Origin of the sequence: Streptomyces shenzhenensis, from assembly GCF_003688995.1 — a bacterium.
Taxonomy (GTDB): Bacteria; Actinomycetota; Actinomycetes; order Streptomycetales; family Streptomycetaceae; genus Streptomyces; species Streptomyces shenzhenensis_A.
This window is the reverse complement of record NZ_PENI01000017.1, coordinates 176,370-195,396: the sequence shown is the minus strand read 5'-3', so window position 1 is coordinate 195,396 and position 19,027 is coordinate 176,370. Positions and strand designations below refer to the sequence as shown.

The 19,027-nt window shown below is 71.7% G+C and carries 18 protein-coding genes and 1 riboswitch; of the genes, 10 read left to right on the top strand and 8 right to left on the bottom strand.

Annotation, left to right across the window (positions count from 1 at the left end):
• Positions 1–33: 33 nt before the first annotated feature.
• A complete protein-coding gene (locus CTZ28_RS25565; protein WP_121892031.1) occupies positions 34–609 on the bottom strand; it encodes a TerD family protein in 576 nt (191 codons plus the stop codon).
• 170 nt (positions 610–779) lie between these two features.
• Here CTZ28_RS25565 and arfB point away from each other — a divergent pair, with 170 nt between their 5' ends.
• A complete protein-coding gene (arfB, locus tag CTZ28_RS25560; RefSeq protein WP_121892030.1) occupies positions 780–1,208 on the top strand; it encodes an alternative ribosome rescue aminoacyl-tRNA hydrolase ArfB in 429 nt (142 codons plus the stop codon).
• 54 nt (positions 1,209–1,262) lie between these two features.
• On the opposite strand, the gene CTZ28_RS25555 is transcribed toward arfB, so the two are convergent.
• Together CTZ28_RS25555 and CTZ28_RS25550 are read right to left on the bottom strand one after the other, a co-directional pair.
• A complete protein-coding gene (locus tag CTZ28_RS25555) occupies positions 1,263–1,727 on the bottom strand; it encodes a GNAT family N-acetyltransferase (RefSeq protein WP_121892029.1) in 465 nt (154 codons plus the stop codon).
• 108 nt (positions 1,728–1,835) lie between these two features.
• Positions 1,836–2,354, bottom strand: a complete 519-nt coding sequence (locus CTZ28_RS25550; RefSeq protein ID WP_183154580.1) for a flavin reductase family protein — start codon at positions 2,352–2,354, stop codon at positions 1,836–1,838.
• 336 nt (positions 2,355–2,690) lie between these two features.
• Between CTZ28_RS25550 and cdgB the strand changes: the two genes are divergently transcribed.
• Together cdgB and CTZ28_RS25540 are read left to right on the top strand one after the other, a co-directional pair.
• Positions 2,691–4,346 carry a diguanylate cyclase CdgB gene (cdgB, locus tag CTZ28_RS25545; RefSeq protein ID WP_121892028.1) on the top strand — a complete coding sequence of 552 codons (1,656 nt, stop codon included), beginning with the start codon at positions 2,691–2,693 and terminating at the stop codon, positions 4,344–4,346.
• Positions 4,347–4,489: 143 nt separating this feature from the next.
• Positions 4,490–5,440 (top strand): carbohydrate-binding protein, encoded by a 951-nt coding sequence (locus CTZ28_RS25540; protein WP_121892027.1) that lies wholly within the window; start codon positions 4,490–4,492, stop codon positions 5,438–5,440.
• Between the two features lie 361 nt (positions 5,441–5,801).
• Here the strand turns inward: CTZ28_RS25540 and CTZ28_RS25535 are convergent, their stop codons facing one another.
• From CTZ28_RS25535 to CTZ28_RS25525, 3 genes are all read right to left on the bottom strand, one after another.
• Positions 5,802–6,731: a 1-phosphofructokinase family hexose kinase gene (locus CTZ28_RS25535; RefSeq protein ID WP_121892026.1), complete on the bottom strand. Its 930-nt coding sequence runs from the start codon at positions 6,729–6,731 to the stop codon at positions 5,802–5,804.
• 152 nt (positions 6,732–6,883) lie between these two features.
• Positions 6,884–8,026 carry an N-acetylglucosamine-6-phosphate deacetylase gene (nagA, locus tag CTZ28_RS25530; RefSeq protein WP_121892025.1) on the bottom strand — a complete coding sequence of 381 codons (1,143 nt, stop codon included), beginning with the start codon at positions 8,024–8,026 and terminating at the stop codon, positions 6,884–6,886.
• Positions 8,026–8,994, bottom strand: coding sequence for an ROK family protein (locus tag CTZ28_RS25525; RefSeq protein ID WP_121892024.1), 969 nt, complete (start codon positions 8,992–8,994; stop codon positions 8,026–8,028). Before CTZ28_RS25525 ends, nagA begins: the two co-directional genes overlap by 1 nt.
• 61 nt (positions 8,995–9,055) lie before the next feature.
• Between CTZ28_RS25525 and CTZ28_RS25520 the strand changes: the two genes are divergently transcribed.
• Together CTZ28_RS25520 and otsB are read left to right on the top strand one after the other, a co-directional pair.
• On the top strand, positions 9,056–9,298 hold the full coding sequence (locus CTZ28_RS25520; protein ID WP_121892023.1) for a DUF3263 domain-containing protein: 243 nt from the start codon (positions 9,056–9,058) through the stop codon (positions 9,296–9,298).
• Between the two features lie 360 nt (positions 9,299–9,658).
• A complete protein-coding gene (otsB, locus tag CTZ28_RS25515; protein ID WP_121892022.1) occupies positions 9,659–10,525 on the top strand; it encodes a trehalose-phosphatase in 867 nt (288 codons plus the stop codon).
• Here otsB and CTZ28_RS25510 read toward each other — a convergent pair.
• The gene (locus tag CTZ28_RS25510) at positions 10,513–11,919 is read right to left on the bottom strand and encodes an alpha,alpha-trehalose-phosphate synthase (UDP-forming) (protein WP_121892021.1); all 1,407 of its coding nucleotides are present in this window, start codon (positions 11,917–11,919) and stop codon (positions 10,513–10,515) included. The genes otsB and CTZ28_RS25510 overlap by 13 nt on opposite strands.
• A gap of 81 nt (positions 11,920–12,000) precedes the next feature.
• Entirely contained in the window at positions 12,001–12,945 is a 945-nt protein-coding gene (locus CTZ28_RS25505; RefSeq protein WP_121892052.1) for a glucosyl-3-phosphoglycerate synthase, read from the bottom strand.
• 158 nt (positions 12,946–13,103) lie between these two features.
• Positions 13,104–13,268, top strand: a riboswitch (SAM riboswitch).
• Positions 13,269–13,286: 18 nt separating this feature from the next.
• On the opposite strand from CTZ28_RS25505, the gene thrC reads away from it, so the two are divergent.
• From thrC to CTZ28_RS25480, 5 genes are all read left to right on the top strand, one after another.
• Positions 13,287–14,570 (top strand): threonine synthase, encoded by a 1,284-nt coding sequence (thrC, locus tag CTZ28_RS25500; RefSeq protein ID WP_121892020.1) that lies wholly within the window; start codon positions 13,287–13,289, stop codon positions 14,568–14,570.
• On the top strand, positions 14,567–14,842 hold the full coding sequence (locus CTZ28_RS25495) for a MoaD/ThiS family protein (RefSeq protein WP_121892019.1): 276 nt from the start codon (positions 14,567–14,569) through the stop codon (positions 14,840–14,842). Before thrC ends, CTZ28_RS25495 begins: the two co-directional genes overlap by 4 nt.
• A 433-nt stretch (positions 14,843–15,275) precedes the next feature.
• The gene (locus tag CTZ28_RS25490) at positions 15,276–15,479 is read left to right on the top strand and encodes a cold-shock protein (RefSeq protein ID WP_004986573.1); all 204 of its coding nucleotides are present in this window, start codon (positions 15,276–15,278) and stop codon (positions 15,477–15,479) included.
• A gap of 330 nt (positions 15,480–15,809) precedes the next feature.
• Positions 15,810–17,432 (top strand): chaperonin GroEL, encoded by a 1,623-nt coding sequence (gene groL, locus CTZ28_RS25485; protein ID WP_121892018.1) that lies wholly within the window; start codon positions 15,810–15,812, stop codon positions 17,430–17,432.
• Between the two features lie 228 nt (positions 17,433–17,660).
• A complete protein-coding gene (locus tag CTZ28_RS25480; RefSeq protein WP_121892017.1) occupies positions 17,661–18,788 on the top strand; it encodes an NADH:flavin oxidoreductase in 1,128 nt (375 codons plus the stop codon).
• The last annotated feature ends 239 nt before the right edge of the window (positions 18,789–19,027 follow it).

Genomic DNA, 19,027 nt, shown 5'->3' with positions numbered 1-19,027 from the left:
CCTGGTCCGGGACCCGACCGCGCAAGGTGCGGGTCAGACGCTGACGCCGAAGTCCTGGGCGATGCCGACCAGCCCGGACGCATAGCCCTGGCCGACCGCGCGGAACTTCCACTCGGCGCCGTTGCGGTACAGCTCGCCGAAGACCATGGCCGTCTCGGTGGCGGCGTCCTCGGAGAGGTCGTAGCGGGCGATCTCGGCGCCGCCGGCCTGGTTGACGATGCGGATGTAGGCGTTGCGGACCTGGCCGAAGTTCTGGCCGCGGTTCTCCGCGTCGTAGATGGAGACCGGGAAGACGATCTTGTCGATGTCGGCCGGGAGAGCGGCCAGGTTGACGTTGATCGCCTCGTCGTCGCCCTCGCCCTCGCCGGTGCGGTTGTCACCCGTGTGGACGATCGTGTTGTCCGGGGTCTGCTTGTTGTTGAAGAAGATGAAGTGACCGTCCGAGTAGACCTTGCCCTGCGTATTGACCGCGATCGCGGAGGCGTCCAGGTCGAAGTCCGTGCCGGTGGTGGTGCGGACGTCCCAGGCGAGGCCCACGGTGACGGCGGTCAGGCCCGGAGCCTCCTTGGTGAGCGAGACGTTGCCACCCTTGGACAGGCTTACAGCCATGGTTTGGGAGTCCCTTCCCTCGTTGCGTACGTACGGCTTCGTACTGGGGACGAAGCTACCGTCATCGGGAAGAACGCCAAGGGGGGTCCAAGAGGTTCCGCGTGCCTTTACCTTTTTTACCTTCGGCAAATTCGGGTGACGCGGAGCGGCGGGGACGCGACCATGGACGCATGTCCGGTCCTTACGTCATCCGCGGCTCCGTCTCGCTCCCCGAGGCCGAGCTGATGTGGCGTTTCTCACGGTCGTCGGGGCCCGGCGGACAGCATGTCAACACCAGCGACTCCCAGGTGGAGTTGCGCTTCGACCTGGCGCGGACCGAGGCGCTTCCCCCGGTGTGGAAGGACCGGGCGTTGCGGCGCCTCGCGGGGCGGCTGACCGATGGCGTCATCGCCGTCCGCGCGTCCGAGCACCGGTCCCAGTGGCGCAACCGGGAGGCCGCCGCGGTGCGCCTCGCGGCCCTGCTCGCGCAGGCGACCGCGCCGCCGCCGAAGCCCCGTAGGCCGACCCGGATCCCGCGCGGGATCAACGAGCGGCGGCTGCAGGAGAAGAAACAGCGTTCGCAGACGAAGCGGGGCAGGTCCGGCCGGGACTGGACCTGACTCCGCCACCGCCCCGGTGTCCCATCCCCTGCTGCCCGTCGGGCGGACCCGGTCCTACGTCAGTTCCCGTACCCCGACCGTCTGGTCGCCGCTGGATTCGCCGGTGCTGTGGAAGCCGAGGCGCTGGTAGAACCTCTCCGGGCCGGTCGGGCCGGGCTGCCAGGTGACGTAGAGGCGCTGGTCGCCACGGCGCCGGAGCTCGGCGGCGACAAACTCGATCGCGAACCGGCCGTACCCCCGGCCCTGTTCCCCGGCCGCGATGTTCAGCCGCCACAGGCCGGAGCGGAACACGCTCCCGTCGCCGTGCCAGTCGATGCCGAGGAAGGCCATCACGAAGCCCACCGGGCGGTCGTCGTCGGCCACGATCAGCCGCGGCCAGGCGACGTCCGCGGGATGGACGTAGGCCTCGGCGAGGGAGTGGGCGACGGGCCGCACCGCGTGCTCCTGATCGGGCCGGACCCGGATGCCGAGGGCGGCGTCGACGGTGCGCGGCGTGATCTCTTCCAGGCGCGGCGTCATCCCGGCACCGTAGACCGGATGCCGATCAGCGGGCCACGGGATTTCGCCGCCACGGCCCGCGGCGCGGCGCTCCCGCGGTTCGGGTGCCCGGCTCCCTCCTGTCCGCCGTCACCCCAACTGCCGGTACCGGCCCTGGAAATACAGCAGCGGCCTGCCGTCCGCGCTGGGCAGCTCCGCGGTCAGCACGCGGCCGATCACCAGCGTGTGGTCCCCGGCCGCCACCCGCTGTTCGGTCCGGCACTCCAGGGTCGCCAGGGCGCCGCGCACCAGGGGCGCGCGGGAGACCTCGCCGCGGGCGTAGGGGATGTCCTCGAACAGCAGCCGGTCGCTGATGCGGCCCTTCATGGCGAAGCGGCCCGCGATGTGCCGCTGGCTCTCGGAGAGCACGGAGACGCCCCACAGGGGCTGCTCGGCGAGCAGGTCGTCCATGCGGGAGCCTTCGCGCAGGCTGACCAGGACCAGCGGCGGCTCCAGGGACACGGACAGGAAGGCCGTGGCCGTCATGCCGGCGTCCTCGCCGGCCGGCGCCCCGGGGTCGTCCGGGTCGAGCGGCGGCTCCTGCGCGGTCACCAGGACCACGCCCGCGGCCAGCCGGGACATGGCGGCCCGGAACTCGTCGTTGCTCACCCCCTCAGCATGCCCGGGGACGGCGGGGGTGGCGGGAGTGGGCAGCGGAGTTGGAGTGTTCAGCACGCCGGAAACGCTAATCTTCGCTCCTAGCGGGTCGCATCGGGCCTCCGCCCGAGCCTGGTCCTAGGTCCACGGAACGAAGAACGCAGATGTTCTTCTCAATTGTTCATATTCTTCTGTGACTTGAGTCACAAGACCGATGAATTGTTGACCCTGTGTACCGAGTGGGCAGCGCGCTGTGATTCAGTGGCGGGGAAGCTGCAAGGGCACCACCGAAGAGAAGCGCCGAAGAGCACCCTTGATTCGCTGCGAGGTCTCGGGGGGAGGGCGAGCATGGAGATGGAGTCGGAGCCCTACGTCCGTCTTGCGTCCCTCCGGCAACTGCACCAGGCCATGGCCGACATGAACACGGCACGCAGCCTGGCGGACACGTTGCAGACCGTCGCCGACGGCTCCGTCACCGCCCTCGGATACGAGATGGCCTGCGTCAACCTCGTGCGCCCCGACGGCGACCTCGTGGTGGCCGCCTTCTCCGGGAACTCCGCCGCCGAGGCCCTCATCACCGGCCGGGTCGGCTCCCGCGAGTCCTGGGAGCGCCGGCTGAACATGGGCGAGGCCTGGGGCGACCTGCGGTTCATACCGCACACCGAGGGCTGGGTCCTCGACGACGACGACGTTCCGCAGTGGTACACCGACGGGCCCGAGCCCCGCTTCGAGGACGAGTGGCACCCCTCCGACCGGCTCTTCGCGCCCATGTACGCGCCCGGCGTGCAGGGCAGCGGCTCCGGCGAGCTGCTCGGCGTGATATCCGTGGACCGGCCGCGCAACGGCCGACACCCGGGCGCATGGGGGCGCGAGGCCCTCCAGATGTACGCCTTCCAGGCCGCCATCGCGATCAGCAACGCCCGGCTCAGGTCCAACATGCAGCGCGCCCTGGTCCGCCTTGAGCGGGAGCAGCAGGCGCTGCGCGCGAGCGAGGAGAGCTTCCGGCAGGCGTTCGAGTACGCCCCCTCCGGCATGGCGATCGCCGAGATGGGCGGGGACCAGCACGGCCGCATCCTGCGCACCAACGACGCGCTGTGCCGCCTCCTGGGCCGCCCGGCCTCCGCGATGCGCCGCTACTCCTTCTCCGACCTCGTGCACCCCGAGGACATCGGCACGCTGCTGCGCACCTCCGCCGAGGGCGGCCGCGCGGAGCTGCGCCTCGGCCGCCGGGACGGCACCTACGTGTGGGTGTCGCTGCGCAACTCCGTCGTCGCCGACGCCGCCGACGGCCCGCGCTTCCTGCTCACGCACGTCGAGGACATAGAGGAGCGCAAGCGCCGCGAGCTGCAGCTCGCCCACCGCGCCTCGCACGACTCCCTCACCGGCCTGCCGAACTCCGCCGAGCTGCGCTCGCGCCTGTCGGCCCGCCTGTGCCGGCGCCCGGCGCAGGCCGACGAGCTGGACTCCCTGGACGCCGCGTACGGCCATCCCGCCGCCTACGACGTCAACGGCCACGGCTTCGACTTCGCCTCCGGCACGGACTCCTACGACGGCTTTGACCACCATGTGCACACCGTCGCCCCCGAGGGCGACCGCGACGACGGCACCAAGGGCCTCGCGGTCCTCTTCTGCGACCTGGACGGCTTCAAGTCGATCAACGACCGGTTCGGGCACAACGCGGGCGACGCGGTCCTGATCGAGGTGGCGCGCCGGCTGTCCCGTGGCGTGCGCGACGGCGACACGGTGGCCCGCCTCGGCGGCGACGAGTTCGTCATCCTCGCCGACGGCCTCGGCAAGGCCGACGCCCAGGACCTGGCCGTACGCCTGCGGAACGAGATCATCCAGCCGATTCGGGCCGAGGGCCGGGCCGTGCGGGTGGGCGCCAGCTTCGGCATCGGCTGGGCACACTGCGGGATGACGGCGGACGAGGTGTTGAAATCCGCTGACGAACGGATGTACGTCGAGAAACGATCTCGTCCCAAACAACATCGACGGGCCGGATGAACCCCAGGTCAGTGGGCTGAAGCACAGCGAGCCACCCGATTGGGCCAGCGAGAGCGGGTAGGCTCGCTCTTCACTACCTGTATTCCATATTCGTATCTGTATCCGTACCGCATCCGCCCGCACCTGTTGAGGAGTACCTAGGGATGACGCCCGGCGACAACGGCGCGAGCACGCCCGAGGACGACGACCCGTTCGGCTATCTGTACGCCGATGGGCAGGCCAGGGGAGCCCAGCCGCCGTCCGGTGGCTACGGCTACCCGAACTCGGTCAGCAGGGTGCGCGCGGTGGGGGAGCGCCAGTACGGCCAGCCGGCCCAGGCCCCCTATGGCCAGCAGACCGTGCCCCAGCAGCAGGGCGCCTACGGTCAGCCGAACGCCCACTACCAGGCACCGGAGACCTTCCCGGGCGGCCCGCCGGCCGGCCAGCAGCCTCCGCAGGCCGGTGGGGGCGGCGGCCGGGGCGGTCGCGGCCCGAACACCAAGGGTCTGCTGATCGGCGCGATCGCGGTGGTCGCCGCGGTCGTCATCGGCATCAGCATCGCCATGCTCAACGGCAACTCGAACGACGACAACAAGGGCGACCAGGCCGGTGGCGCGACCCCGACACAGTCCGAGAGCACCTCGCCGAGCCCGTCCGGTAGCAGCTCGGCGGCCGGCGAGGGCGAGCTGCCGACGATCGACGCGAAGGCACTGCGCCTGGGCGGCAGCGCCGCGCTGGCGTCGGACGTCGAGGGTGCGCAGGCGGACGGCGGCACCTATGTGGGCAATCTCAACCAGCCCGGCAACTCCGTCACCTGGACCGTCGACGGCATTCCCGACGACGGCACGTACACCGTGTTCGCGCACTACAGCACGGCCGGCGAAGACCAGTCGATGACGCTCACCATCAACGGCAAGGCGTTCGGCAGCAAGCTGAGCATGCAGAACTACGCCCATGCCGCCGACGGCGACTTCGCCAAGGGCTGGACCACCACCTACGCGTGGCCCACCCTCAACAAGGGCACCAACACGATCACGCTGTCCTGCGGGGACGGCGACAAGTGCAATGTCCTGCTGGACCAGCTGTGGCTGAAGAAGGGCCAGGTCAAGCGCTGACCCCCCACCGAAACCGAACCTGGACAGCACCCGCGGAATCGGTCCGTGGCAGGCGCTTTGGGACCGGCTTCTGGGTACGGCCTTAGGGCCAGACCCGTTGGGAGCGGTCTCGATCTGACTGCGGGGTGGTCGCGGGGAGCAGCTCCGGCAGCGGGCGTCAGGCGGTGAGCAGTCCGCCGGGAGCGGGTTCGGGGTCGCCGTGGGAGTGGCTTTGAGGCTGGCCTGCGGGGCTGTTTCGGGGGAGCGGTTTCCGGATCGGCCTGCGGGAGCGGCCTAGGGGCCGGGCTCGTGGGAGCGGCTTTGGGGCCGGCTTCCGGGAGCGGCCCCCCTGGGATCAATCCCCGGGGTAACCCCCGGAGGGTCAGGTGGTGGCTGGTTTGTTGGTTACTTTGATCTGGGTTCGGAGTCTGTCGTAGGTCGGGCGGTCGAATTCGCCTGCTGCTGGGGCTGCCACGGTTGCGGCTGACAGGGCGATCGCGTGGGTCAGTCGGTCCGGCCAGGTCAGGTGTTCTACCAGGCCCGACAGCAGGCCCGCCACCGCCGAGTCACCGGCGCCGGTCGGGTTGCCGTGCACGGCGGCGGGCGGGGTGGCCCGCCAGTTGCCCTCCGGGGTGTGGGCGAGCAGCCCCTGCGGGCCGAGCGAGGCGACCACCGCGTGCGCGCCGCGCCGGCAGGCGTCCCGGGCCGCCCGCAACGGCTCGTGGGAGCCGGTGAGTTCGGCCAGCTCCTCGGCGTTGGGCTTGACGATGTCCGGTCGGGCCGCCACCCCGCGGCGCAGCGGCTCCCCGCTGGTGTCAAGGAGCACCGGGACCCCGGCCGACCGGGCCGCGCGTATCAGGCCCGCGTAGGCCCCCACCGGCACCCCGGGCGGCAGGCTGCCGCACAGCGCCACCGCGGCGGCAGGCCCGAGCAGGCCCTCGTACGCCTCCCGGAACGCGGCCCACTCGGCGGGGGCGACCTGCGGGCCGGGCTCGTTCAGCTGGGTCGTGTCGCCGGTGCCCTCGTCCACGACGGCGATCGTGCGCCGGGTCGCGCCCGCGATCGGGACCAGCGCGTCCACCACGCCCGGGACGCCCGCGAGCTGCTCGCGCACCTCCCGGCCCGTGCCGCCGCCGGCGAACCCGGTGACCGTCACCTCGTGCCCGAGGGCCGCCAGCACCCGGGCCACGTTCAGGCCCTTGCCGCCCGGCCGCTCGGCGACCGCGGACACCCGGTGCGAGGCGTGCGGCCGCAGCGACCGCACGCGATAGGTGAGGTCGAGAGCGGTGTTCAGCGTGACCGTGAGGATCACCCGGGCAGACCTCCCTCGCCTGACTGAGCTGTGCCGTGTCTTCTGGTCCCGATCATGCCAAACAGACGGCGAGTGGCCCAGACCACGGTCGGTCACCCGCCGTTCGCCGACGCGTCGGCCGAGGGACGGAGCCGCGTCGACCGGGGGACGGATCAGGGCAGTTGGGGACCGACCACCCAGGCGCCCCGCCGCATCACGCCCTTGACGTCGAAGTCCTCGTCGAGGAGCACCAGGTCGGCGTCCTTGCCGGGCTCCAGCGAGCCCACCCGGTCGGCCAGGCCGAGCAGCCGGGCCGGGTTGGCGGACAGGGCCGCCACCACGTCCGGCACCGGCAGCCGGTCGACCGTCACCGCCCGTTTGAAGGCGCGGTCAAGGGTCAGGGTCGAGCCCGCGATCGAGCCGCCCTGCACGAGCCGGGCCACGCCGTCGCTGACCTCCACCTCCAGCGGGCCGAGCATGTAGCGGCCGTCGCCGATGCCGGCCGCGTCCATCGCGTCGGTGATGAACGCGACCCGCCCGGCGCCCGCGTGCCGGAACGCCAGCTCCAGCGCGGCCGGGTGGAGGTGGGTGCCGTCGTTGATCAGCTCGACCGTGACCCGCTCGTCCGCCAGCAGGGCGGCGACCGGGCCGGGGGAGCGATGGCCGAGCGGCGGCATCGCGTTGAACAGGTGGGTGGCGACCGTCGCGCCCGCGTCGATCGCCTGCACCGTCTGCTCGTACGTCGCGTCCGTGTGCCCGACGGCGGCGATGACACCGTGCTCCGTCAGCAGCCGTACGGAGTCGATGCCGCCCGGCAGCTCGGCGGCGAGGGTGACCATCCGGGTCCGGCCGCGCCCCGCGTCGATCAGCCGGCGCACCTCCTCCGGGTCCGGGTCGCGCAGCAGCTCCTCGGAGTGCGCGCCCTTGCGGCACGGCGAGATGAACGGGCCCTCGAAGTGGATCCCGGCGAGATCGCCCTGTTCCGCCAGCTCGGACAGCAGCCCGGCCTGCTTGACCAGGAAGTCCATGTCGTCGGTGACGGTGGAGGCGACGAGCGTGGTGGTGCCGTGCAGCCGGTGGGTGCGGACGGCCGTCAGGATCTCGTCGGCCGTGCCCGAGAACGAGGCGCCCCCGCCGCCGTGGTTGTGCACGTCGACGAAGCCGGGCACCAGCCAGTGGCCCCGTACGTCGATCACCTCGGCGTCCGCGGGGGAGGCGGTCGCGATCCTCGTACCCTCGACGATCACGCGTCCGTCGGTCACGATCCCGGTGGGCAGCACCACCCGGGCGCCGGCAAGAACCGTACTGGGGGCCATCAGGCGGTTACCTCCGAAGGGTCAGTGGTTTCGAGGAGATCCCGGGCGAGGAGACCCGCGCCCAGGCAGCCGGCGGTGTCCCCCAGGGCGGCGGGGACGATCGACGGGAGTTTCTGGAAGGTGACACGGCGCCGGACGGCGTCCTGCAGCGGCCGGAACAGGGTCTCCCCCGCCTCGGCGAGCCCGCCGCCGATGATCAGCGTGCGCGGGTCGAGCAGGGTGAGCGCGGTGACCAGCCCGTCGGCCAGTGCGTCCACCGCCTGCTGCCAGACCCGGACGGCGTTCGGGTCACCGGACGCGACGGCCTTCGCGCAGTCCGCGGCGTCCGCGTCCGGATCTCCGCAGGCCGCCGCCCAGGCCTCGGTCACGGCCGACGCGGAGGCGTACCGCTCCAGGCAGCCGCGCTGCCCGCACGGACACGCGGTACCGCCGGGCCGTACGACGATGTGGCCGATCTCGCCCGCGAAGCCGTGCGCGCCCGCCTCCACCCGGCCGTCGAGGCCGATGGCGCCCGCGATGCCGGTGCCCAGGGGCACGAACAGGAAGCGGTCCGCGCCCTTGCCCGCGCCGATCCGGCCCTCGGCCAGGCCGCCGGTGCGTACGTCGTGGCCGAGCGCGACCGGGATGCCGAGCCGGTCGGTGAGCAGGGCGCGCAGCGGTACGTCGTGCCAGCCCAGGTTGGCCGCGTAGGTGGCGATGCCGCGGGCCTCGTCGACGATGCCCGGCACCGCGATGCCGGCCGCGACCGCGGGTTCGCCGAGCCGCTCGGTGCCGTGGGCGCGCAGGTCGGCGGCGAAGCCGAGGATGCCCTCGACCACCGCCTCGGGCCCGCGTTCGCGCCCGGTCGCGCGGCGGTCCTGGTGCAGCAGCTCGCCGCCGTCCCCGATCAGGGCGGCCTTCATCCCGGTGCCGCCCACGTCGAGGGCGATGACATGTCTCACGGGGAACAGTGTGGACCGCGGACCCATAAGAGGTCTAGTCCACTTACGCCGCTGAGTCGCTGTCGGTGCCCGGCGTTACGGTGCACGCATGGAACCGGACGACCGCCATGAGCTGGGCCCCCGCGAACAGGGCATCCTCGCGCTGGAGCGCCGGGGCTTTCCGGGACCCGGCGCCAAGGAGCGGGCGATACGCGAGGAACTGGGCCTGGCCCCGGTCCGCTACTACCAGCTCCTGAACGCCCTGCTGGACGACGAGCGCGCCCTGTCCCACGACCCGGTGACAGTCAACCGCCTACGCCGCCTCCGCGAAACCCACCGAACCCAACACTGACCTTCACCGAGCCAGAGCGCACCGGGCGCGGGTGCCGAGGGCCAAGACACCGAGGCCGCCGACCACCTGCGGCGCTGAAGCCGCACCGGTCGTTGTGGCCGGACGGGGCGCTTAGGCCGCGCGCAGCGCTGTACTCGCCTGCGGCGCTGAAGCCGCGCCCGTCGCTGCGACCGGGAGTGGTGCTCAGGTCGCGCGCGGCGCTGTAGCCGCCTGCGGTGCTGAACCTGCCGTGGCGATGGACCCGCCTGCGGTGCTGTAGCCGGACGCGGCGCTGTAGCCGTCTGTGGTGCGGAGGTCCCGGCTCAGTTGCTTTGTGGGTGTGGGGCGTGGGGGAGGGGGTGGGTGGATAGGGTCGGGAGTATGGGCACTCATAGGACGGGCTCGGCCGGGTCTCAGGGCGGGATTCCGGTGCCCGTGACCCAGGCCGGGCGGGACGGGCTCGCCGCACTGCTCGCGCGGCCGCGCACCGCGGTGATCGGCCTCGACTTCGACGGGACGCTCGCGCCGATCGTGGCCGACCCCGAGCAGGCCCGCGCGCACCCGGACGCCGTACCCGCGCTCGCCGCCCTCGCCCCGAAGGTGGCCTCCGTCGCGGTGGTCACCGGACGCCCCGCCGGGGTCGCGGTCCGCTACGGCGGCTTCGCGGGCGTACCCGGCCTGGAGCACCTCGTCGTCCTCGGCCACTACGGCGCCGAACGCTGGGACGCGGTCAGCGGCACCGTCAGCGCCCCCGCCCCGCACCCCGGCGTCGCCGCCGTCCGCGCCGAACTGCCGGGCTTTCTCGACCGGATCGGCGCCTGGCGGGGCACCTGGATCGAAGAGAAGGGGCGGGCCGTCGCCGTGCACACCCGCCGCGCCGAGGACCCGCAGGCCGCGTTCGAGGCACTGCACGGCCCCCTCGCCGACCTCGCCACCCGGCACGGTCTGATCGTCGAGCCGGGCCGCCTGGTCCTCGAACTGCGCCCGCCCGGCATGGACAAGGGCGTCGCCCTGCTGGAGTACGTCCGCGAGATCGGCGCCGAATCCGTGCTGTACGCCGGCGACGACCTCGGCGACCTCCCCGCCTTCGCGGCCGTCGACAAGCTCCGCTCCGACGGCGTGCCCGGGCTGCTGGTGTGCAGCGGCAGCAGCGAGGTGACCGAACTCGCCGAGCGCGCCGACCTGGTGGTGGACGGCCCGGCCGGGGTGGTGCGGCTGCTGCGGACGCTCGCCGGTCAGCCGGCCTGACCGGCCTGGAGGGCGTGCAGCTGGTCCAGGAACCACTGGGCAGGCGGCAGCGCCGTGGCCGCGGCGATCAGCCGCTTCGTCCGCTCGGCCCGCTCGTCCGCCGGCAGGGTGAGCGCCCGGTGCAGGGCGTCCGCGGTGCCCCCGATGTCGTACGGGTTGACGGTGATCGCGTCCGCGCCCAGCTCCTCGTACGCCCCGGCCTCCCGGGACAGCACCAGCACACAGCCCTCGTCGGAGACGACCGGCACCTCCTTGGCGACCAGGTTCATGCCGTCCCGGATGGGGTTGACCAGGGCCACGTCGGCCAGCCGGTAGGCGGCCAGCGAGCGCGCGAAGTCGTCCTCGACATGCAGCAGCACCGGCGTCCAACCCGCCGTCCCGTACTCGGCGTTGATCTCCTCCGCGACACGCTGCACCGCGGCCGTGTAGTCCCGGTACACGGCCAGGTCCTGGCGCGAGGGGTAGGCGAAGGCGACGTGCACGACCCGCTCGCGCCACTCCGGGCGGTCCGCCAGCAACTGCCGGTACGCCAGCAGCCCGCGCACGATGTTCTTGGACAGCTCCGTGCGGTCCACCCGCACGATCGCCCTGCGGCCCGCGCCGATCTCCGTCCGCAGCGCCGTCATCCGCTCGGCCACGTCCGGCTCGTGCGCGCGCCCCCGCAGGAAGTCCGCGTCGGCGCCCAGCCCGTGCACGCCGACGCGGGTGCCGGACGGGATGCCGGGCCCGAGGACGGCGTGGCAGCAGTCGGTGAAGGCGTCGGCCCAGCGCCGGGTGAGGAACGCCGCGCGGTCCGCGCCGAGGATCCCGGCGAGCAGCTCGGCCGCGATGTCGTCGGGCAGCAGCCGGAAGTAGTCCGGCGGCGCCCACGGGGTGTGCGAGAAGTGGCCGATGCGCAGGTCGGGGCGGAGCTGCCGGAGCATCCGGGGCGCCAGCGCCAGGTGGTAGTCCTGCACGACGACCGCCGCGCCCTCGGCCGCCTCCTGGGCCAGCGCCTCGGCGAACGCCCGGTTGTAGGCTTGGTACGAAGCCCACTGCCGCCGGAACTCCGCGTCGAAGACCGGCTCCAGCGGCGTCTGGTAGAGCATGTGGTGCACGAACCACAGCACCGAGTTGGCGATGCCGTTGTAGGCGTCGGCGTGCACGTCGGCCGGAATGTCCAGCATCCGCACGCCGGGCTCGCCGACCCCGCGGCGCACCGCCTCGCGGTCACCGTCGGACAGCGCCGCGCACACCCACAGCGCGTCCGCGTCGGACCCGATCGCCGAGAGCCCGGAGACCAGTCCGCCGCCGCCCCGCCTGGCGACCAGCGAGCCGTCCTGCTGGCCGGTGTACGAGACCGGGCCGCGGTTGGACGCGACCAGCACCTGGGCAGCACCCTGCGTGGAAGCCATACGCCTCAACCTAGCCCGGCCCGGAAACGCTCAAACGTACGGTCCGCTCCCGGGTGGGCCGGGCCCGGCCCGGCTTCGGCTTCAGGCCACCCGGCGGGCGGCGTACTCAGCGATCTCCACCATGGGCGGCCGCTCCTCGGTGTCCACCGGGTGGGTGCGCGGCTCGAAGCCGTCCTCGCCCCGTTCGAACTGGGTGAGGGAGGGCCGCACCAGGTGCCCGCGGGCCAGCCGCAGCTGGGCGGTGCGGTAGATCGCGGCGGCCATCCGGCCCAGCGCCTGCCCGTCCTGGTGCCGGTGCTTGCGCACACCGACATCGACCTGGGCGAGGGAGTTCAGGCCCACCAGGTGCAGGGCGTCGACCAGCATGCCCAGCTCGACGCCGTATCCGACGGGGAACGGCAGCTGCTCCAGCAGGGAGCGGCGGGCCGCGTACTCGCCGCCGAGCGGCTGCACGAAACCGGCCAGCTGCGGCCAGTGCATATTGAGCAGCGGGCGGGCCATCAGCTCGGTGACCCGGCCGCCCTGACCGGCCGCGCCGGCCAGCGGGCGGTCGTACATGGCCTTGACCAGGTCGACGTCCGGGTCGGTGAGCAGCGGGCCCACGATCCCGGTGACGAAGTCGGCGGAGAACTCCCGCAGGTCCGCGTCGACGAAACAGACGATGTCCCCGCCGGTGACCAGCAGCGAGCGCCACAGGACCTCGCCCTTGCCGGGCGCGGCGGGCAGCCGCGGCAGGATGGCGTCGCGGTGCACCACCCGGGCGCCCGCCGCGGCGGCCACCTCGGAGGTGCGGTCGGTGGACCCCGAGTCGACGACGACGATCTCGTCGACCAGCGGCGCCTGCCGCATGAGGTCGTGCCGGATGACGGCGACGATGTCGCCGACCGTCTCCTCCTCGTTGAGCGCGGGCAGCACGACGGACACCGACCGGCCCGTACGCTGTTTCGCGGCGAGGATCTTGTGCAGCGGGCGGTCGGTCACGGACCAGGAGCGGGTGGCCAGCCAGCGCTCGACTTCTTCCAGCACAGTCAGCTGCTCCTCACTGTCGTGATCACTTCTGGTGCAGGTGTGATCCATCTCGCGGTTCGGACGACTATCTCAACTGTCCTGGCCTTCGGTTACAGTCTTGAACAACGCGGATGACCATCGCATGTCGGGGGTCGTCGGCGTTCACAACCGCATACAGCTCATCCAGAGGGGCAGAGGGACACGGCCCGATGAAGCCCCGGCAACCCTCCAGCCGGCACTCGTACCGATCGCAGCGCCATCCGATCGTTTCCGCGAGGCTCCCGGCTAGGGAAGGTGCCAAATCCGTCTCACGGCGAGATGCGTCGTGAGGAAGATGAGGAGAAAGGGCCTCGCCTCACATGGCTGTGCAGACCGTTGCAAGCACCGCGAAGAAGTCTGTGGACCTCGGTCCCGCCGCCGCCCTGAGCTGCCGCGAGTGCGGTCACCGGGTGCCGCTCGGACCGCTGTTCGCCTGCGAGGAGTGTTTCGGCCCGCTGGAGATCGCGTACGACTTCTCGGCGTACGACACCGAGGAACTGCGCCGCACGATCGAGGCGGGACCCGCGAACATCTGGCGCTATGCGCCGCTCCTGCCCGTCCCCGCGGACGTGGCCGAGAAGCCCAACCTGAACCCGGGCTGGACCAAGCTGGTCCAGGCCGACAACCTGGCCCGCGAACTGGGCGTCACCGGCGGCCTGTACGTGAAGGACGACTCCGGCAACCCGACGCACTCCTTCAAGGACCGGGTGGTCGCCCAGGCGCTGGAGGCGGCGCGCGCCTTCGGCTTCACGACCCTGTCCTGCTCCTCGACCGGCAACCTCGCCGGGGCCGTCGGCGCCGCGGCGGCCCGGTCCGGCCTCCGCTCCTGTGTGTTCATCCCCTACGACCTGGAGCAGGGCAAGGTCGTCATGGCCGCGATCTACGGCGGTGAGCTCGTCGGCATCGAGGGCAACTACGACGACGTGAACCGCTTCTGCTCCGAGCTGATCGGCGACCCGGCCGGCGAGGGCTGGGGCTTCGTCAACGTCAACCTGCGGCCGTACTACGCGGAGGGCTCCAAGACCCTGGCGTACGAGATCTGCGAGCAGCTCGGCTGGCGGCTGCCCGACCAGCTCGTCGTCCCGATCGCCTCAGGGTCCCAGCTCACCAAGATCGACAAGGGGCTGCGGGAACTGATCGCGCTGGGCCTCGTCGAGGACCGGCCGTACAAGATCTTCGGTGCGCAGGCCGAGGGCTGCTCGCCGGTGTCCACCGCGTTCAAGGCCGGTCACGACGTGGTCCGCCCGCAGAAGCCGAACACGATCGCCAAGTCCCTGGCGATCGGCAACCCGGCCGACGGCCCCTACGTCCTCGACATCGCCCGCCGCACCGGCGGTGCCGTGGAGGATGTGACGGACGAGCAGGTCGTCGACGCGATCAAGCTGCTGGCCCGGACCGAGGGCATCTTCGCGGAGACGGCCGGCGGTGTCACCGTGGGCGTGACGAAGAAGCTGATCGACGACGGTGTCCTCGACCCCGCGCTCACCACGGTCGTCCTCAACACCGGCGACGGCCTCAAGACCCTCGACGCGGTGGCCGGCACCGGCCCCACCGCCACCATCCGCCCGAACCTGGACTCCTTCCGAGAGGCTGGCCTCGCATGAGCGTGACCGTTCGCATCCCCACCATCCTGCGCACCTACACGGGCGGCCGGGCCGAGGTGAGCGCCGAGGGCGCCAACCTCGCGGAGGTCATCGCCGACCTGGAGCAGAACCACACCGGCATCGCCGCGCGCGTGCTGGACGACCAGGGCAAGCTGCGCCGCTTCGTCAACGTGTACGTCAACGACGACGACGTCCGCTTCGAGCAGGGCCTGGAGACGGTGACGCCGGACGGCGCGGGCGTGTCCATCATTCCGGCCGTGGCCGGCGGCTGACGGTCCCTTACCTTCGGTAACCTCGGTTACCGACTGTTCATCCGATTGCCCCCTCCGTGAGAGAAGCGGAGGGGGCAATTCTGCGGGGTTGAGCGCGGTAGAGTTGGGGAACGCGCTCCCGGTCTCCGGGGCGCAAGCCCCGGATTCAATCCGTGCACCCGCCAAGAAGTCGCCAAACTCCCCGCGTTCTTCGTGGCTTTTGCTCCTTATGTGGAGCCCGACTTGCCCTGAATTCTGGTGAATTCTCGGCAGATTCCCGACCGGGTGCGTCCAGAATTCTCGTCCGATTGACCTGTTGCAGACGGCAGTTGGACAGATACATTCAGCCGCGGTCGACGCGTTCCGGCGCACGCCCCCAACCTTGGGGGGTGAGGTCTGACCCGGGTCCGCGAAGTGTGGATCTGTGCAAGGGCCAGTAATAGGGGAGTTAGGCATGGCTCAGGGCACCGTCAAGTGGTTCAACGCGGAGAAGGGGTACGGCTTCATCGCGGTCGACGGTGGTGCGGACGTCTTCGTCCACTACAGCGCGATTCAGATGGACGGCTACCGCACCCTGGAAGAGGGCCAGCGGGTCGAGTTCGAGATCTCGCAGGGTCAGAAGGGCCCGCAGGCCGACATGGTTCGCGTCACCGCCTGAACGTTCTTCACGCGAAGGGCCCGTACCTCCCGGGGTGCGGGCCCTTCGGCGTGCCCGCTCCGGCCCCGGCCCGGGGCGCGCGAGGGCCCGTCCGTCACCCGGTCGCCACCCCTCGCGACGGGCCCACGTCGCGGGCGCATCTTGCACTCGGGTGGGCCGAGTGCTAATCATTGGCGTTAGCACTCTGAAGGTGAGAGTGACAACGAAGGACCGGGTCGGTGAGGCCCGCAGGCCGGGTGGGGCAAGGAACCACGAGGCCGGTGAGCCGTCCGTCGCGGGCGCGGGCGCGGTCCGAAGGAATCACCCCCAGTCCTGGAGGGACCACTTCACATGGCCAAGATCATCGCGTTCGACGAGGAGGCGCGGCGCGGCCTCGAGCGCGGCATGAACCAGCTCGCGGACGCCGTGAAGGTGACGCTCGGCCCCAAGGGCCGCAACGTCGTCCTCGAGAAGAAGTGGGGCGCCCCCACGATCACCAACGATGGTGTCTCCATCGCCAAGGAGATCGAGCTCGAGGACCCGTACGAGAAGATCGGCGCCGAGCTGGTCAAGGAAGTCGCCAAGAAGACGGACGACGTCGCCGGTGACGGTACGACCACCGCGACCGTCCTCGCCCAGGCCCTGGTCAAGGAGGGCCTGCGCAACGTCGCCGCCGGTGCCAACCCGATGGCCCTGAAGCGCGGTATCGAGCGGGCCGTCGAGGCCGTCTCCGCCGCCCTGCTGGAGCAGGCGAAGGACGTCGAGACCAAGGAGCAGATCGCCTCCACGGCCTCCATCTCCGCCGCCGACACCCAGATCGGCGAGCTGATCGCCGAGGCCATGGACAAGGTCGGCAAGGAAGGCGTCATCACCGTCGAGGAGTCGCAGACCTTCGGCCTCGAGCTCGAGCTCACCGAGGGCATGCGCTTCGACAAGGGCTACATCTCGGCGTACTTCGCCACCGACATGGAGCGTATGGAGGCCGTCCTCGACGACCCGTACATCCTGATCGCCAACTCCAAGATCAGCTCGGTCAAGGACCTGCTCCCGCTGCTGGAGAAGGTCATGCAGTCGGGCAAGCCGCTGCTGATCATCGCCGAGGACGTCGAGGGCGAGGCCCTGTCGACCCTGGTCGTCAACAAGATCCGCGGCACCTTCAAGTCCGTCGCCGTCAAGGCCCCGGGCTTCGGCGACCGCCGCAAGGCCATGCTCGGCGACATCGCCATCCTCACGGGCGGCGAGGTCATCTCCGAGGAGGTCGGCCTCAAGCTGGAGAACGCGACCCTGGACCTCCTGGGCCGCGCCCGCAAGGTCGTCATCACCAAGGACGAGACCACCATCGTCGACGGTGCCGGCTCCTCCGAGCAGGTCAACGGCCGGGTCAACCAGATCCGCGCCGAGATCGAGAACAGCGACTCGGACTACGACCGCGAGAAGCTCCAGGAGCGCCTGGCCAAGCTGGCCGGCGGCGTCGCCGTCATCAAGGCCGGTGCCGCCACCGAGGTGGAGCTCAAGGAGCGCAAGCACCGCATCGAGGACGCCGTGCGCAACGCCAAGGCGGCCGTCGAGGAGGGCATCGTCGCCGGTGGTGGCGTGGCCCTGCTGCAGACCACCAGCGTCTTCGAGAAGCTGGAGCTGGACGGCGACGAGGCGACCGGCGCGCAGGCTGTGAAGCTCGCCCTGGAGGCCCCGCTCAAGCAGATCGCCGTCAACGCCGGCCTCGAGGGCGGCGTCGTGGTCGAGAAGGTCCGCAACCTCACCCCGGGTCACGGCCTGAACGCCGCGACCGGCGAGTACGTCGACCTGGTCGCCGAGGGCATCATCGACCCGGCGAAGGTGACGCGTTCCGCCCTGCAGAACGCCGCCTCCATCGCCGCGCTGTTCCTCACCACCGAGGCCGTCATCGCCGACAAGCCGGAGAAGGCCGCTCCGGCCGCCCCGGGCGGCATGCCGGGCGGTGACATGGACTTCTGATCCTCATCGAGGATCGGTTCCGTCCGCCACGTACCGAGGGCGGCACTCCCTGACCCCAGGGGGTGCCGCCCTCGGCCGTGTCCCGGCTCGTCACGGCGGCCTCGGGAGACGGGGGGCGTCGGAGGCGCGGGACAGGAATGCGGTGGGGGGCGGAGCGGTTGCCGTGAGGGATGCACTCGATGCGTGTGCATATACCGAGCAGTCCGCAGCCGGCTGAGGAGCCCCCACGTGACCGTCACCACCCCGCCCGCCTCCCGCGCGGCCCAGATCCTCGCCCGCCCGATCGCGCTCAACGGGCTCACGGTCCCCAACCGGATCGCGATGGCCCCGATGACCCGTGCGTTCGCGCCGGACGGCATCCCCGGCGAGGACGTCGTCTCGTACTATGCCCGCCGCGCCGCCGCGGGCGTCGGACTGATCATCACCGAAGGCACCTACGTCGGCCACGAGTCGGCCGGGCAGAGCGACCGGATCCCCCGGTTCCATGGCGCGGAGCAGCTGGCGGGCTGGGCCCGGGTCACCGAGGCGGTGCACGCGGCGGGCGGCACGATCGTCCCGCAGCTGTGGCACATCGGCATGGTCCGCGAGCAGGGCCAGCCGCCGTTCCCGGACGCGCCCGCGATCGGCCCCTCGGGGCTGCGCGTCGACGGCACCGAGGGCACCGGCAGGGCGATGACACGGGCCGACCTGGACGCCGTGATCGGCGCCTTCGCCGACGCGGCCGCCGCCGCGGAGCGCATCGGCTTCGACGGGGTGGAACTGCACGGCGCCCACGGCTATCTGCTCGACCAGTTCCTGTGGGCGGGCACCAACCGGCGCACCGACGCGTACGGCGGGGACCCGGTGGCCCGGACCCGGTTCGCGGCGGAGATCGTGGCCGCGGTGCGTGAGCGCGTCTCGGCCGGTTTCCCGGTCGTCCTCCGCTACTCGCAGTGGAAGCAGGGGGCGTACGACGCGCGGCTCGCCGAGACCCCCGGGGAGCTGGAGGCCGTCCTGACCCCGCTGGCCGCGGCCGGTGTGGACGCCTTCCACGCCTCCACCCGCCGTTACTGGGTCCCCGAGTTCGAGGGCTCCGACCTCAATCTGGCCGGCTGGACCAAGAAGCTCACCGGCAGGCCGGCCATCACCGTGGGCTCGGTCGGCCTCGACGGCGATTTCGTCCAGGGCTTCCGGGGCGAGGGCGCGCCGGTGCAGAGCATCGACAGGCTGCTGGACAGCCTGGAGGCGGAGGAGTTCGACCTGGTGGCGGTCGGCCGCGCGCTGCTCCAGGACCCGCAGTGGGCGGCGAAGGTGCTCGGGAACCGGTTCGACGAGCTGAAGCCGTTCGACCCGGCAGCCCTGAAGTCACTCAGCTGAAGCCGTTCCCGCGCCCCGGCCGGCGTCCGGTTGCGCGCCCTGACCGGTGGGTGACCTGGTGGCGTGCCTGGCGCCCTGAAGGGGCGCGGGGCTGTGTCGATATGCGGCTCCGCCGCGCGGGCGCGACTAGCCACGACGGTGCCGCGGCGGACTGACGGCGTTTCGCGGGTCTGACCGCTTGGGGTGGCCTGGTGGCGTGCCTTGGCGCCCTGAAGGGGCGCGGGGAACTGCGCGATCGG

What these genes read in the sequence shown, in the direction of transcription:
- CTZ28_RS25565 (WP_121892031.1), bottom strand. Translation starts at nt 609, where the DNA reads ATGGCTGTAAGCCTGTCCAAGGGTGGCAACGTCTCGCTCACCAAGGAG.
- arfB (WP_121892030.1), top strand. Translation starts at nt 780, where the DNA reads ATGTCCGGTCCTTACGTCATCCGCGGCTCCGTCTCGCTCCCCGAGGCC.
- CTZ28_RS25555 (WP_121892029.1), bottom strand. Translation starts at nt 1,727, where the DNA reads ATGACGCCGCGCCTGGAAGAGATCACGCCGCGCACCGTCGACGCCGCC.
- cdgB (WP_121892028.1), top strand. Translation starts at nt 2,691, where the DNA reads ATGGAGATGGAGTCGGAGCCCTACGTCCGTCTTGCGTCCCTCCGGCAA.
- CTZ28_RS25540 (WP_121892027.1), top strand. Translation starts at nt 4,490, where the DNA reads ATGACGCCCGGCGACAACGGCGCGAGCACGCCCGAGGACGACGACCCG.
- nagA (WP_121892025.1), bottom strand. Translation starts at nt 8,026, where the DNA reads ATGGCCCCCAGTACGGTTCTTGCCGGCGCCCGGGTGGTGCTGCCCACC.
- CTZ28_RS25525 (WP_121892024.1), bottom strand. Translation starts at nt 8,994, where the DNA reads ATGGGTCCGCGGTCCACACTGTTCCCCGTGAGACATGTCATCGCCCTC.
- CTZ28_RS25520 (WP_121892023.1), top strand. Translation starts at nt 9,056, where the DNA reads ATGGAACCGGACGACCGCCATGAGCTGGGCCCCCGCGAACAGGGCATC.
- otsB (WP_121892022.1), top strand. Translation starts at nt 9,659, where the DNA reads ATGGGCACTCATAGGACGGGCTCGGCCGGGTCTCAGGGCGGGATTCCG.
- CTZ28_RS25510 (WP_121892021.1), bottom strand. Translation starts at nt 11,919, where the DNA reads ATGGCTTCCACGCAGGGTGCTGCCCAGGTGCTGGTCGCGTCCAACCGC.
- thrC (WP_121892020.1), top strand. Translation starts at nt 13,287, where the DNA reads ATGGCTGTGCAGACCGTTGCAAGCACCGCGAAGAAGTCTGTGGACCTC.
- CTZ28_RS25495 (WP_121892019.1), top strand. Translation starts at nt 14,567, where the DNA reads ATGAGCGTGACCGTTCGCATCCCCACCATCCTGCGCACCTACACGGGC.
- CTZ28_RS25490 (WP_004986573.1), top strand. Translation starts at nt 15,276, where the DNA reads ATGGCTCAGGGCACCGTCAAGTGGTTCAACGCGGAGAAGGGGTACGGC.
- groL (WP_121892018.1), top strand. Translation starts at nt 15,810, where the DNA reads ATGGCCAAGATCATCGCGTTCGACGAGGAGGCGCGGCGCGGCCTCGAG.